This window comes from Acinetobacter pittii (assembly GCF_034064985.1).
GTDB lineage: Bacteria > Pseudomonadota > Gammaproteobacteria > Pseudomonadales > Moraxellaceae > Acinetobacter > Acinetobacter pittii_H.
In genome coordinates this window covers 3,584,703-3,599,382 of record NZ_CP139249.1, presented here as the reverse complement: position 1 = coordinate 3,599,382, position 14,680 = coordinate 3,584,703, and the positions used below count along the sequence as shown (strand labels likewise).

Genomic DNA, 14,680 nt, shown 5'->3' with positions numbered 1-14,680 from the left:
GATCAAGTTAACGGTGACAAGGAGGATGAATGAAGGTGCTAATTTGTGATGACGAACCACTTGCAGTGGAACGATTGTCACGTTTAGTTTCAAAGATGGGACATGAAGTTGTATCAACGGCTCATCATGGACAGGAGGCCTTGGAACAGGCACGGCTTCATCAACCGGATGTAATCTTACTTGATATTCAAATGCCAGGTATGAATGGTCTTGTCTGTGCAGAACAGTTAAGCCAGTTCAATCCTCGACCTGCGATTGTGTTTTGTACCGCCTACGATCAGCATGCATTGGAAGCTTTTAAATCTCAAGCTCAGGCCTATCTTCTTAAGCCGATTGACCCGGTAGAGCTTGAGCAAGCTTTAGGTCAATTGACACAGCTTACACAAGCCCAGCTCAACGCTTTGCCACAACCTGAATTTTTACAGGATCTAAAAACACAGCGTCATCAAATTGCCGCAAAAACCTACCGTGGCGTTGAACTGATTCCTGTTGAAAATATCTATTATTTTTTAGCAGATCAGAAATACGTTACGGTGCGTCATAAAAATGGCAGTGTATTAATAGATGAAACATTAAAAGAGCTTGAAACCGAATTCGCAGATCAGTTCATTCGTATTCATCGAAATGCGTTGGTGGCAGTCGCATATTTAGATGGGTTGGAGCTGATCAGTTCAGGGCAATATCAGGTTAGATTACGCGGTCTTGATGAAAGACTTTCAGTGAGCCGTCGACATTTGTCTACGCTTAGAGAGCGAATTCATCAGCTCTAAATTTAAAAGAGTGATCTTGGACTTGCGAGATTTTACTTGCAATTTTAAGGGATCAAGTTAAGTTTAGGGTGTATTGTTTGACCAGCCCATGCTTGAATTTATGAAAACCTTGAAAATTGCTACACGACAAAGCCCACTTGCTCTTTGGCAGGCAGAACATATTCGTGCCCGTTTACAGGAGCTTCATCCTGATTTAACGGTGGAATTGGTTAAATTTGTCACGCAGGGCGATAAAATTTTAGATACGCCTTTAGCAAAGATTGGGGGCAAAGGGCTGTTTGTTAAAGAGTTAGAAGCAGCACTTTTAGATGGGCGTGCAGACTTAGCTGTACATTCAATGAAAGATGTACCAATGGCTTTGCCAGAGGGTTTAACTTTAGCAGTGATTTGTGAGCGTGAAGATCCCTTAGATGCTTTCGTTTCAAATCGGTTTGAAACATTCGCTGATTTACCACAAGGTGCAAAAGTCGGTACATCAAGCTTGCGTCGTAAATCTCAGATTTTAAAACAACGCCCTGATTTGCAAATTATTGACTTGCGTGGAAATGTTGGTACACGTTTAGCGAAGCTAGATGAAGGTCAATACGATGCGATTATTTTAGCGAGTGCCGGTTTGAAGCGTTTAGGTTTGTCAGAACGGATCCGTCATTGTTTAACACCAGATATTAGTTTGCCTGCTGTGGGACAAGGTGCATTAGGTTTAGAGTGCCGTGCAGCTGACCAAGATGTATTGGCTTTAATTCAACCATTATTACACGAAGAAACAGACGTCTGTGTGCGTGCTGAGCGTGCCTTTAATGCCTATCTTGAAGGTGGTTGTCAGGTCCCAATTGCAGGTTATGCCACACTACAAAATGGAAAAATCCATATTGAAGGGCGTGTCGGAAGCCCTGATGGGCAAACATTATTACGTGCTGAACTGACAGATGAAGCTAGCAATGCTCATCAACTGGGTGAAAACCTTGCTCAAAACTTACTTGATCAAGGTGCGGGTGAGCTATTAAAGGCTCTTTACTAAACCATGTTGTTTATTAATACTCGACCTGATTCTCGTGCAGCTGAATTAACAGATGCTTTGCAAAATGAAGGTTATCAGGTTGAGTCTTTACCTCTTTTAGAGCTCGTTGCTAAACCCTTTTCCGAACACTTACTTCAGCTTTACCAACAATTAGTTAAAGCACAAGCTATTGTTGTGGTCAGCCCAACTGCTGTTGAGGTGGGCATGAAGTATTTAGAAAAAAGCGGTCTAAAGCTCAGTGATTTAAAACATATTCAGTGGATTGCGGTAGGGCAGGCAACAGCCAATCGTTTAAATGAATATGGAATAGAAGCACATATTCCCGATGTTGAAACTTCTGAAGGGATGTTGAACCTACCTATTCTGCACAATATGCAACAGTCGGGGAGTGTGGCTTTCTGGCGGGGAGAGGGCGGACGCCAATTTATGATGGAGACCTTGCAACAACAAGGAATTCAGATCTTAAATTTTGTTCTATATCATCGGCAGTGCCCAGAAGCTTCATATTCTACATTCAAACATCTGACACAGAATTCAAATTATAATTTAAATAAATGGCTCGTCTTAATTACCAGTGAAGCGAGCTGGAAGTATTGGTTGGAGCTTTGTTCAAAAAATAATGTACAACCTGATTGTGTATATCTAGTTTTAGGACCTCGTCTTTTTCAAATTGTTAAAGAGTATCGTGATCAGCAACCGGCTCATTTTCACATTATTCAACTTGAAAATTTATCGCCTTCGGGGATGATTCATCACATTCAGGCATTATAAGGATTCGTATGAGAAAACTTGTTTCTATCATCATTTTACTGGGCATGGCTTGGTTGGCTAAGCTCAGTTACGATATGTGGCAAATTTCTCGTACTGTTCCCGAGCTTAAACAAAGTCTGCTGCAATCCGAACAGCACTATGCCAATTTAAATGATCAATTGGTTGCTTTACAGCGACAGTTGCAGAATCAACCCGTAAGTACAGGGAATAAAACCAATTCAGTAGTTCAACCGGATGCTCCACCAACAGGTATTGCACCTACAGTTTTAATTAAACAAAAGTTAGATTTAATTCAATTTGCGATTGACCAGCAGCAGTTGATTTATGCAGTTGATCAATTAAATCAGTTACAGCAATCTCTTGTGCACTATGAAATTGCCCCTGCATTACAACATAGCTTGAATCAATCGCTTGAGCAGGATAAGCAGGCAGTTCAACAATTCACCTTGGCTCAAAATCAACGTCATCAATTAATCGATGATTTATTACAGAACATTGATAAGAATATTCAACAAGCCTTAGCCCAGCCTAAAGTTGAAATGGATCAATCCGAGACTGTGTCTTGGTGGAAAAAATGGTTCCGTATAGAAAAAGTAGAAACACCGTCTATTAATTTAATGAGTCGAAGCGTGGTGCTTAAAGAAGTGCAATTAAGATTGTTAATTGCCGAACAGGCACTCAATCAAGGAAAAATGACTGAGTATCAAAATGAGTTGCAATCTGTGATGCAAAAGCTAGATGAAATGCCTGATGCAACCAGTCAGCAGTTAAAAAAACGTATTGCTAAAGTGGCACATTTATCTGTGGTGCCAGTTCCTAAACTCTCTACACTTGGGCTAATTGGCTCATAAGGAGGATATATGAAACACCTCCTGTGGGTTTATTTCGTCATCAGCTTAATACTTTTCGCAGCCTTAGCTTTATTGAGTTACGGCTATGGAATGGGATACGTCTATATTTACTGGCGACAATTGCAGTTGCAAACAAATGTCTGGGGGTTAACCCTTACTTTTGTGGTAATGAGCTTTATTGCCCAACTTATATGGCTGTGGGTTAAGCGTTATTCATCTCGTGAGCAAAGAAAAAGTGAAAACATCTTTCAGTTTAAAAACCTTCACCCCTATGAACAATTAGGTATTGTCTGGTTATTAGAGGCTGCCGAAGATCAACGAGTATTTATTGAACGTGTTTTTACTCAATCAGGACTTTTAAAAAATATTATTGATGCCAAGTTTCTGGTTTTAAATGGCGACTATCCAAAAGCCTTGGCTGCTCTTGATCAATCACCACCTATGGCATTTGAATTGGCTGAGTTACAGCGAATTGAAATCTTTTTAGCCGAAAATGAAGCCGATCGCGCATTAACTCATCTTGAATTCTTATATCAACATCAATTATCGCCTTGGTTACAAGAAATAGAAACTGCCTACCAGCAAAAATTAACGGCCTTATGGGGGCAATTAGCGCTGCAACATCCATGGGTATATTTACGGTCCATGAAATATGGCTTATTAGATGCTGAGCATCGTGATTTATGGCTGCAGCAACTTCTTCAACAATTTGATCAAGCTTCTATTGATGACTTACATGCCTTACAGCAACGTTATTTAGATTTAGAGTCTGAAATTCAAACTCGACCTTATAGCAGTAAGTTGTTATGGCTAAAACTATTAGCACGTATGCCTGATATGAGCATGCAACATGCAGATTTAACCCTTCACTTGTTAAAAGAGCAGTTTGACCCAGAAGTATTTTATCTATGGTTTCAGCAACAGTTGCTTAAACAAGTTCCAGACTATGCCGATGTTGAAGAAAAAATTATTCAGTTTGAAAATCAATATATGAATTTGCCTGTTTTAACCTTTGCAAAATGGCATGTCTATATGGCAACTGGACGTCAAGCAGAAGCTGAAACATTATTATCATTATATCCAGATAATATTTTAATGAGCTATTTACGTATTAAGTCTACGCTTAAAGAAGATGAAGTGTTAATCAAACAGTTAAATCTAATCTTTGAAAATGATGCAAATTTTTTAAAGTTTAAAATATGAGGTAAAAATGAAAGAACTGTCTGTCTACCCGATAATATATGAACAGAAAGTCGCATGGGGAGATATGGACGCTTTTGGTCATGTCAATAATGTACAATATTATCGATATATTGAAAGCTCACGTATTTTATATATGGAAGCAATAAATATATTAACCCCTCAAATATATCCTGTTGTAGCTTCAAGTCAGTGTAAATATTTAAGACCTGTTTTTTATCCCGATGTATTGAAAGTAGGAGTTCGTGTGGAAGAGATCCGTAATAGCGCATTCCGTATGGCTTATATATTGTGGAGTGAAACCCAACAACAAATCGTGGCGACTGCTGAGGCTGTTCTGGTATGTATGGATAAATTAACAGAACGAAAATGTGAAATACCTCAGGAGATAAAACAAAAAATTATTGAACTAGAAAAATCAGTAGGACATGACTTAATACATTTATCTTAAATAAATATTAATAAAATATATTTCATTTATAATTGATAATGTAATTAAAAGGTAATTTTTTTAGTTATTCTGATGAACACGGCTTTCAAACTATTGCTTATTGAATAGATTATAAATAATATTGGTCTTGATCTTATGTTTTTAAATTTTGTCTGTATTATTTTGAATTGTCTGTAAGACTGGAGTATTTATTAATGAAGCCGGATATCAGTGAATTATCTGTTGAAGAGTTAAAACGCTTACAAGAAGAAGCAGAAGCTTTAATTGCAAGTAAAAAAGATCAAGCAATCGAAGATGCTTATAATCAAATTATCGAGATTGCTGAAAATGTAGGTTTCAGTGTTGAACAACTTCTTGAGTTTGGTGCTCAAAAACGTAAGAAAACAACTCGTAAATCTGTTGAGCCTCGTTACCGCAACAAAAACAATGCTGAAGAGACTTGGACTGGTCGCGGTAAACAACCACGCTGGTTAGTTGCTGAAATTGAAAAAGGCGCAAAACTAGAAGATTTCTTAATCTAATCGTAGTGCCGATTTAAAAAGCCAAGCAAATTTGCTTGGCTTTTTTATTGATAAAAATATCTCAATATTTTGCTATAAATATTATTTAAAAAATTGAGTGTTTAAATTGCTCTTTAAATGAATTGTTGAGATCAAATATACATTTAATTCATTGAGCGCTAAGTTTTCATGATTTTGTCATACGTTCAACTTATAGTCTCAATACCGAAGCCAAGCCCGATTGCTTGGTTTTTTTATATGAAGTGAATTGGCGATGTTGAAAAAGTATGCATAATGTCAGACTAGGGAGCTACTCTCAAAATAAGGACGATAATTTGCATGTTGGTAAGGCTGAATGAAGAAAAAGTCTAAGCAATGGAAGTGGTGGTTTTTTGCCCTCATTGCATTTCTAATTTTTATTATTTTACAGATCCCGGCGACGTGGCTTATTTCTAAATTTTCAAAGAATAATCAAACTCTACACAATGTAAGTGGAAATATCTGGCAAGGCCAAGCAGATTGGCGGCGTGGTAATTTAAGAGGCTCGATTCATTGGAAAACTAGACCTCTAGACCTGTTTTTATTAAGGTTTGCTGCTGATGTAGATATCCATAGTGGAAATACCCAGTTATCTGGGGTAATGGGCTATGGTGTGGGGAAAAAAGTAATTGTAAAGAATATGAATGGTCAGGTTGCACCTGAAACATTAAAACAAATTGTGAATTGGCAATGGCCTGCGAACAGCATTCAACTGAAAGATATTGAGTTTAATTATAAAAAAGAGCAGGGGTTCGCAGCAGTTGATGGTCAATTACATTGGGGTGGTGGTGCTTTAATTTATAATATCGGTGATCGTCAAGATCGTATGAATATGCCTTCTTTAAATGGGCAATTAACGGATCAGAATGGACAGTTGCAAGTTGATATACGCGATCAACGCAGTCAGAAAATGGCGAATCTTTTGTTAGATGCCAATATGATGCTTGATGTACAACTCACGCAAAGATTATTACTTAATATCCCATCTTACGATGGAAAAGCTGGTTTAGATACGTTTGTCATTAGTTCTCGTCAACCCTTAATTCAAGGGGGTAACTAATGAAAGTATGGATTGAGAAATTACAGCAACTACAATGGCAAAAATTAGATCGTTTAAGTGTGGTTGTATTTGCCTTTTTGGTTTTATGGTTGTGTTGGAAATTAGCATCACTATTTTGGTGGGTAATTGCCCCTCCTCAAATGATGCAGTTTGATCGGGTCGAGTTGGGATCACAGCAACCGCAAATTCCTAACATTAGTACTTTTTCGCTTTTTAATGAACCTTCAGCCAATGCAGCTCAGGAAAATGTCAACCTAGAATTACAAGGTGTGATGCTGGGGTATCCGAACCGTTTTTCTTCGGCTGTTATTAAGCTAGACAATATTGCCGACCGATATCGAGTGGGAGAAACAATAGGTTCTACCTCTTATCAGTTGGCAGAAGTTTATTGGGATCATGTGATATTGCGTCAAGGTAATGGAAGTACTCGTGAACTCCAGTTTAAAGGTTTGCCAAATGGTTTGTATCAGCCTATGACACCAGATGCCTCACAGCCAACTGCTACTGCGCCTCAATCATCGGCACCTGTTAATACGGCTCAAGAGGCGTTAGGACAGGCCATTCAGCAAATGCAAGGCAACCGTGAACAATATCTACGTGACATGGGTGTTAGTGGTATCTCTGGTGAGGGTTTTGAAGTTACAGAACGTACACCCACTGCGCTTCGAAATAAGTTAGGTTTAAGGCCGGGTGATCGGATTGTTTCTTTAAACGGTCAAACGGTTGGGCAGGGACAAACGGATGTGCAGTTACTTGAACAGGCTCGTCGAGCTGGGCAAGTGAAAATAGAAATAAAACGTGGTGATCAAGTGATGACCATACAACAAAATTTTTAGTGATAACACGTCACCATAAGAGTTAGGAATTATCGCAAGTTATGGCTTTATTGAATCATCAACGTCCACTTTGGGCATTACTTGCAGCAGCCCCATTGATTGCGACAGTGAGCAGCAGCGTCTATGCCCAAACATGGAAGATCAATTTACGTGATGCTGACTTAACTGCTTTTATTAATGAAGTGGCAGACATTACGGGTAAAAACTTTGCAGTAGATCCACGAGTGCGTGGCAACGTCACAGTAATATCGAATAAACCCCTCAATAAAAATGAAGTTTATGATCTGTTTCTTGGAGTCTTAAACGTAAATGGAGTGGTAGCAATTCCTTCGGGTAACACCATTAAACTGGTTCCGGATAGCAATGTTAAAAATTCGGGAATTCCTTACGATTCGCGAAATAAATTGCGTGGTGATCAGATTGTTACCCGAGTTATTTGGCTTGAAAACACCAATCCTAATGATTTAATTCCAGCACTTCGTCCATTAATGCCGCAATTTGCACATATGGCTGCGATTGCAGGGACTAATGCACTGATTGTTTCGGACCGTGCGGCAAATATTTATCAACTTGAAAATATTATTCGTAATTTAGATGGTACTGGCCAGAATGATATTGAGGCAATAGGCCTCCAATCGAGCCAAGCTGAAGAAATTATTACTCAACTGGAGGCAATGAGTGCTACGGGAGCATCTAAAGATTTTAATGGTGCCCGTATTCGTATTATTGCAGACAACCGTACCAATCGTATTTTAGTTAAGGGTGATCCTGAAACGCGTAAGCGCATTCGCCATATGATTGAAATGCTGGATGTGCCTTCGGCAGATCGATTAGGTGGTTTAAAAGTTTTTCGCTTGAAATATGCAAGTGCAAAAAATTTATCTGAGATTTTACAAGGTCTTGTGACGGGGCAGGCTGTTTCTTCGTCAAATAGTAATAACAGTTCTTCTAATACATCGAATCCGATCAATAATTTGATGGGTAATAACCAGAATTCCAGTTCAAATACCTCTGGTTCAAATAGTAGCTCGATTTCTACGCCATCTATTAATTTAAACGGTAATTCGAACAATAATAATCAGAACAATATCTCTAGCTTTAGCCAAAATGGTGTGAGCATTATTGCGGATAATGCCCAGAACTCGTTAGTGGTTAAGGCAGACCCTCAATTAATGCGTGAAATTGAATCTGCTATTCAGCAGCTCGATGTTCGCCGTCAGCAAGTCCTTATTGAAGCTGCGATTATTGAAGTCTCAGGTAAAGATGCTGATCAATTAGGGGTGCAATGGGCACTTGGTGACATTAATAGTGGTATTGGTCTAATTAATTTTACGAATGCGGGTTCAAGTCTAGCTTCATTGGCAGCAGGTTACTTAACTGGCGGTGCTTCTGGTTTGGGAAGTGCAATTGGAGCGGGTAGTTCAATTGCATTAGGGAAGTATAAAGAGGGTGCGGATGGTTCTCGCCAGCTTTATGGAGCTTTAATCCAAGCTTTAAAAGAGAATACAGCTTCTAATTTATTGTCTACCCCCTCTATTGTAACGATGGACAATGAAGAAGCTTATATTGTTGTCGGTCAGAACGTACCATTTGTAACAGGATCGGTCACTACAAACAGTACGGGGATCAACCCATACACCACGGTTGAACGTAAAGATGTGGGGGTGACATTAAAAGTTATACCTCACATTGGTGAAAATGGCACAGTTCGACTTGAGATTGAACAGGAAGTTTCAAATGTTCAGGCAAGTAAAGGTCAGGCTGCCGACTTAATTACCAATAAGCGTGCTATTAAAACGGCTGTATTAGCAGAACATGGACAGACAGTAGTCTTGGGTGGCTTAGTATCTGATGATGTTGAGTTTAACCGTCAAGGTATTCCTGGGTTAAGCAGTATTCCATACTTAGGTAGATTATTCCGCTCGGATACTCGAAGTAATGTGAAGCGTAACCTTCTGGTTTTTATCCACCCAACAATTGTGGGTGATGCAAATGATGTGCGCCGTTTGTCTCAGCAGCGTTATAGTCAACTTTATAGCTTACAATTGGCAATGGATAAAAATGGTAATTTTGCAAAACTGCCTGAACAGGTTGATGATGTCTATAATCAAAAAATGACACCACCTAGTATTGCTTCTCAACCGAAAAACTATCAGCAGGTCCCGTCGGGTGGAAAAACTTCGACAGTAACCACACCTGTAGCGGTAGAGCCCGCAGTTCAAAAGCAAACCTTGCAGTTACCTGATCCTGAAGTTAATCGTACTAAAAATACAGTAACAACAACGACACTGCGCCCAAGCACAGCACAGTAGTAGCATGTTATGATTGATAAAAAATGAATAGGACATACGCATGACTTGGAAACTACAAGCAATTACTGGTGAAATTACTGGCCAGGAAATTAATGTTGATCGTGATATGTTGGTAGGGCGTCATCAAGATGCCGATGTATTGTTGCAAGCTGCTGAAATTTCACGTCGCCATGCTGCATTGCTTCTAAAAGATCAAGCGCTATGGGTGCAAGACCTTAATTCATCAAATGGCACATTTGTAAACGATATTCGTATTGAGCAAGAAAAGCAGCTACATGATGGTGATATTGTTCAGTTCGCTAGTTTTAAATTTTCTGTACTAGCGCCTGCACAGAAAATCACGGAATTACCTGAAATTGAAGCCGAGCCTGTACATACAACATCATCCCCAGATTTAAGCGATCAAGGAATGCCGAGCCTTGCAGAGCGCGCTGCAGAAGTCGAAGTTCGTCGCGATGGTATGCCGCAGAATATTTCTATTCCAAAACCTGCACCTATTCCAGAAGGTGTGGATATCAATGCACAACAGCAAACGCCTATTGTTTTTGATGAGCCAGTTTCTCGTGTTGCAGAAGAAAAAGAGCAACAGAAGAATGCCTCGGTTGGTTTAATAACTATTATTATTTTAGTAATCTTAGCTGTATTAGCATGGTTATTCTTTAAATAATCCTTTGCTGCTTTTACAATCAAGGCATGCTAAAAGCATGCCTTTTTAATTTTGAGAAGAACAAGATGTCTGTTGCACAACTAAATAAGCGCGATTTAATTTTATTTGATTTGGATGGAACACTAGTTGATTCTGCTGCTGATTTATATAGATCAATGAATTTAAGCTTGCAAGAATTAGGCTGGCCTTTAATAACAGAAGCCCAGATACGAGAATGGGTCGGTAAGGGAGTATCTAAACTTTGTGAAAGTGTTCTGTTTCATATTTTTGGGAAATTAGATACTGAACAGCATAAAATTCTACTGCAGAAATTTGTTGATATTTACAGTGCCGAGCTTTGTGTGAATACTCAAATTTACCCTGGGGTAACTGAGTTTTTAAAACATTGTAAAACTTTAAATATACAAATGGCATGCGTTACGAATAAGCCTGTACAACTTGCCCAAGGGTTACTTGATGCTTTGGAGCTCTCTCCATATTTCCAAGTCGTACTGGGTGGGGATAGCTTGCCTGAGAGAAAACCTCATCCATTGCCATTATTGCACTGCATGCAAAGTCTAAAAATATCTGCTTCACAATCATTAATGATTGGTGATTCAAGTAATGATATTGAGGCTGCGCGTCGCGCGGGAATTGATTGTATTGTGGTTAGCTATGGCTATAATCATGGAGAAAATATCTATGATTGCCAACCTCAGCAAGTTGTTGATAGTTTGGCTGAGTTAATTATCTAATGAATGAAATGGAGATCAGCATGAATAAGCGTATGGTTTTTCGATGGCGTGTCTAAATCGAATCTAGAAAAACACCCTTTTAAATCGAAACCATATTAGAGAAGAATTCATGACTACATTAGCGCAATTTGAACAACTTAAGGCTTCAGGCTACAACACGATTCCAGTCTATCGCCAACGCTTAGCAGACACAGAAACTCCTTTATCTGTTTTTGCTCGTTTTAAAGACCAGACACAGGCTTATTTATTTGAGTCCGTCGAAGGCGGCGAAAATTGGGCCCGCTATTCTATGATTGGTTTAGGCGAGTCGACGGTGTTCTCATGTAATGCTGGTATTCTATCTATACAGCACGCTGATGGCTCAATCACACAACAAGATTGCCAAGATCCATTTCAATATATTCGTGAATTCCAGAAGCAGTTTAAAGTGCCTTCTGTTGAACAGTTGCCAAACTTACCGAGCTTTACGGGTGGATTAGTAGGGTATTTGGGCTATGATGCGGTTCGCTACATAGAACCACGTTTAAAAAATGTCCCTGCGGCTGATCCAATTACATTGCCAGATTTATGGTTAATGCTATCAAAGACGGTTATTGTGTTTGACAACCTTAAAGATACTTTATTCTTAATTGTTCATGCTGACACTACCAAGCCAAATGCCTATGAAGATGCTCAACAAAAGTTAGATCAATTAGAGCAATTGTTGGCTACACCAGTAAGTTTGCAAGCTAAGCCACATACACCTCCACATTTTGAATCAATTACCGGCAAAGAAAAATTCCTTGAGACCATAGAAAAGGTTAAAGAATACATCCGTGCGGGAGATGTGATGCAGGTTGTTCCGGGCCAGCGTATGGTTTCTGATTTTGATGGTGAAGCTCTACAGGTCTATCGTGCTTTGCGTCATTTAAATCCTTCGCCTTATTTATTTTTGGTGCAAGGACAAACCATTACAGATAAAAAGCCATTTCATATTGTAGGGTCATCACCAGAAATTCTTTCTCGCCTCGAAAATGGTATTGCGACAGTACGTCCGCTTGCAGGTACTAGACCTCGTGGAAAAACTAAAGAAGAAGATATTGCTTTAGAAAAAGACTTACTTTCTGATGAAAAAGAGATCGCAGAGCATTTAATGTTGATTGATCTTGGTCGAAATGATGTTGGGCGAGTTTCCAAAATTGGGAAGGTTCAAGTGACTGATCAAATGGTGATTGAGCGCTATTCGCATGTCATGCACATTGTTTCAAATGTACAAGGCGAAGTTCGCGATGATATCGATGCGCTAGATGTATTTAAGGCGACTTTCCCTGCAGGTACTTTATCGGGTGCACCAAAAATTCGTGCAATGGAAATTATTGATGAAGTTGAGCCTGTAAAAAGAGGAGTCTTTGGTGGGGCAGTAGGATATTTAGGGTGGCACGGTGAAATGGATATGTCGATTGCAATCCGTACTTGTGTTATTCGAGATAAAAAAGTGTATGTGCAGGCTGGAGCGGGCTTGGTTGCGGACTCAAATCCTGAATCCGAATGGAATGAAACGCAAATAAAAGCTCGCGCAGTGATCAAAGCGGTTGAATTATCATCAAACGGATTGATTTTATGAGTTTTTAGCGGTTTTTTTTAAAAAACCGCTTGCATCGTTTGGAAGTTTTGCTAAACTGCACACCGTTCCGATACGAAACGTACGAAACACTAAGAAGAGCCGGCATAGCTCAGTTGGTAGAGCAACTGACTTGTAATCAGTAGGTCCACAGTTCGAATCCGTGTGCCGGCACCATCTTAAAGGTGTGTAGTTGTGAAGTAAAGAACAACACTGAAATAAGTGTGATATGGTGAGATTCCCGAGCGGTCAAAGGGGGCGGACTGTAACTCCGCTACGAAAGTTTCGAAGGTTCGAATCCTTCTCTCACCACCATTAACTTCGATTGAAGTGGTATATATACCAACACAGTGCGGGAGTAGCTCAGTTGGTAGAGCGGCAGCCTTCCAAGCTGCATGTCGCGAGTTCGATCCTCGTCTCCCGCTCCATCGAAGGATAATCGCTCTTATAGCTCAGTGGTAGAGCACTCCCTTGGTAAGGGAGAGGTCTCGAGTTCAAATCTCGATAAGAGCTCCAGATACAGTTTAGTAGATTATCTACAAAGATTTAAAAAGCAGGCTTATTAGTCTGCTTTTCAAGTATTGGGTGTTTGATTTTTTTGGCGATATGTCGATGCTGGGTTTTTGCTCAGAATTGTGTTCGACGTAAACGAGGACTATAAACATGGCTAAGGCTAAGTTTGAACGTAATAAGCCACACGTAAACGTGGGCACAATCGGTCACGTTGACCATGGTAAAACAACTTTAACTGCTGCGATTGCAACTATTTGTGCAAAAACTTACGGCGGTGAAGCGAAAGATTACTCACAAATCGACTCAGCACCTGAAGAAAAAGCACGTGGTATTACAATTAATACTTCACACGTAGAATACGATTCTCCAATTCGTCACTACGCGCACGTTGACTGCCCGGGCCACGCCGATTACGTTAAAAACATGATTACTGGTGCTGCTCAGATGGACGGCGCGATCCTTGTGTGTGCTGCGACTGACGGTCCAATGCCACAAACTCGTGAACACATCCTTCTTTCTCGTCAGGTTGGTGTACCTTACATCATCGTATTCTTGAACAAGTGTGACCTTGTTGATGATGAAGAATTACTTGAATTAGTAGAAATGGAAGTTCGTGAACTTCTTTCTACTTATGACTTCCCAGGTGATGACACTCCAGTTATCCGTGGTTCTGCGCTTAAAGCGTTGGAAGGCGATGCTGGTCAATATGGCGAGCCTTCAGTTCTTGCTCTTGTTGAGGCGCTTGACTCTTACATCCCAGAACCAGAACGTGCTATCGACAAAGCATTCTTAATGCCAATCGAAGACGTATTCTCAATTTCTGGTCGTGGTACTGTAGTAACAGGCCGTGTAGAAGCTGGTATCGTTAAAGTTGGTGAAGAAGTAGAGATCGTTGGTATTAAAGATACAGTTAAAACAACTGTAACTGGCGTAGAAATGTTCCGTAAACTTCTTGACGAAGGCCGTGCAGGTGAGAACTGTGGTATCTTACTTCGTGGTACTAAGCGTGAAGACGTACAACGTGGTCAAGTACTTGCTAAACCAGGTACAATCAAGCCGCACACTAAATTCGACGCAGAAGTATACGTACTTTCTAAAGAAGAAGGTGGTCGTCACACTCCATTCTTAAATGGTTACCGTCCACAGTTCTACTTCCGTACAACTGACGTAACTGGTGCAATCCAATTACAAGACGGCGTTGAAATGGTTATGCCAGGCGACAACGTTGAAATGTCAGTAGAATTAATCCACCCAATCGCAATGGACCCAGGTCTACGTTTTGCGATCCGTGAAGGTGGTCGTACTGTAGGTGCTGGTGTTGTTGCGAAAGTAACTGCATAAGCATATTATAGTGACGG

14 protein-coding genes and 4 tRNA genes are annotated in these 14,680 nt (G+C 40.0%); all 18 read left to right on the top strand.

The window, feature by feature from the left end; all coding sequences use genetic code 11:
* Positions 1–29 precede the first annotated feature (29 nt).
* The 18 genes from algR (at position 30) to tuf (ending at position 14,663) form a co-directional block, all read left to right on the top strand.
* Positions 30–770, top strand: coding sequence for a LytR/AlgR family response regulator transcription factor (gene algR / locus SOI76_RS17230; protein WP_104080725.1), 741 nt, complete (start codon positions 30–32; stop codon positions 768–770).
* Between the two features lie 100 nt (positions 771–870).
* Positions 871–1,788, top strand: coding sequence for a hydroxymethylbilane synthase (gene hemC / locus SOI76_RS17225; protein WP_205668483.1), 918 nt, complete (start codon positions 871–873; stop codon positions 1,786–1,788).
* Positions 1,789–1,791: 3 nt separating this feature from the next.
* Entirely contained in the window at positions 1,792–2,559 is a 768-nt protein-coding gene (hemD, locus tag SOI76_RS17220; RefSeq protein WP_104080727.1) for a uroporphyrinogen-III synthase, read from the top strand.
* A gap of 8 nt (positions 2,560–2,567) precedes the next feature.
* A complete protein-coding gene (locus SOI76_RS17215; protein WP_104080728.1) occupies positions 2,568–3,410 on the top strand; it encodes a hypothetical protein in 843 nt (280 codons plus the stop codon).
* 9 nt (positions 3,411–3,419) lie between these two features.
* Positions 3,420–4,613 (top strand): heme biosynthesis protein HemY, encoded by a 1,194-nt coding sequence (locus tag SOI76_RS17210; RefSeq protein ID WP_205668484.1) that lies wholly within the window; start codon positions 3,420–3,422, stop codon positions 4,611–4,613.
* A 7-nt stretch (positions 4,614–4,620) separates the two neighbouring features.
* Entirely contained in the window at positions 4,621–5,061 is a 441-nt protein-coding gene (locus tag SOI76_RS17205; protein WP_032055594.1) for an acyl-CoA thioesterase, read from the top strand.
* Positions 5,062–5,255: 194 nt separating this feature from the next.
* Positions 5,256–5,582 carry an H-NS family nucleoid-associated regulatory protein gene (hvrA, locus tag SOI76_RS17200; protein WP_000801427.1) on the top strand — a complete coding sequence of 109 codons (327 nt, stop codon included), beginning with the start codon at positions 5,256–5,258 and terminating at the stop codon, positions 5,580–5,582.
* A 334-nt stretch (positions 5,583–5,916) separates the two neighbouring features.
* On the top strand, positions 5,917–6,660 hold the full coding sequence (gene gspN, locus SOI76_RS17195) for a type II secretion system protein N (RefSeq protein ID WP_032055592.1): 744 nt from the start codon (positions 5,917–5,919) through the stop codon (positions 6,658–6,660).
* On the top strand, positions 6,660–7,496 hold the full coding sequence (locus SOI76_RS17190) for a type II secretion system protein N (protein ID WP_104080729.1): 837 nt from the start codon (positions 6,660–6,662) through the stop codon (positions 7,494–7,496). The genes gspN and SOI76_RS17190 overlap by 1 nt, the downstream gene beginning before the upstream one ends.
* Before the next feature lie 41 nt (positions 7,497–7,537).
* Entirely contained in the window at positions 7,538–9,808 is a 2,271-nt protein-coding gene (gspD, locus tag SOI76_RS17185) for a type II secretion system secretin GspD (RefSeq protein WP_104080730.1), read from the top strand.
* Positions 9,809–9,848: 40 nt separating this feature from the next.
* Positions 9,849–10,475, top strand: coding sequence for an FHA domain-containing protein (locus SOI76_RS17180; RefSeq protein WP_104080731.1), 627 nt, complete (start codon positions 9,849–9,851; stop codon positions 10,473–10,475).
* Between the two features lie 65 nt (positions 10,476–10,540).
* Entirely contained in the window at positions 10,541–11,209 is a 669-nt protein-coding gene (gene gph / locus SOI76_RS17175; RefSeq protein WP_104080732.1) for a phosphoglycolate phosphatase, read from the top strand.
* Positions 11,210–11,318: 109 nt separating this feature from the next.
* Complete coding sequence (trpE, locus tag SOI76_RS17170; RefSeq protein WP_032055585.1) at positions 11,319–12,812, top strand: anthranilate synthase component I; 1,494 nt, start codon at positions 11,319–11,321, stop codon at positions 12,810–12,812.
* Positions 12,813–12,910: 98 nt separating this feature from the next.
* Positions 12,911–12,986: transfer RNA gene (locus SOI76_RS17165), tRNA-Thr, on the top strand.
* A 54-nt stretch (positions 12,987–13,040) separates the two neighbouring features.
* Positions 13,041–13,124: transfer RNA gene (locus SOI76_RS17160), tRNA-Tyr, on the top strand.
* Positions 13,125–13,161: 37 nt separating this feature from the next.
* Positions 13,162–13,237: transfer RNA gene (locus SOI76_RS17155), tRNA-Gly, on the top strand.
* A 13-nt stretch (positions 13,238–13,250) separates the two neighbouring features.
* Positions 13,251–13,325: transfer RNA gene (locus tag SOI76_RS17150), tRNA-Thr, on the top strand.
* Between the two features lie 147 nt (positions 13,326–13,472).
* Positions 13,473–14,663 carry an elongation factor Tu gene (gene tuf / locus SOI76_RS17145; protein WP_016142009.1) on the top strand — a complete coding sequence of 397 codons (1,191 nt, stop codon included), beginning with the start codon at positions 13,473–13,475 and terminating at the stop codon, positions 14,661–14,663.
* Positions 14,664–14,680: the final 17 nt, after the last annotated feature.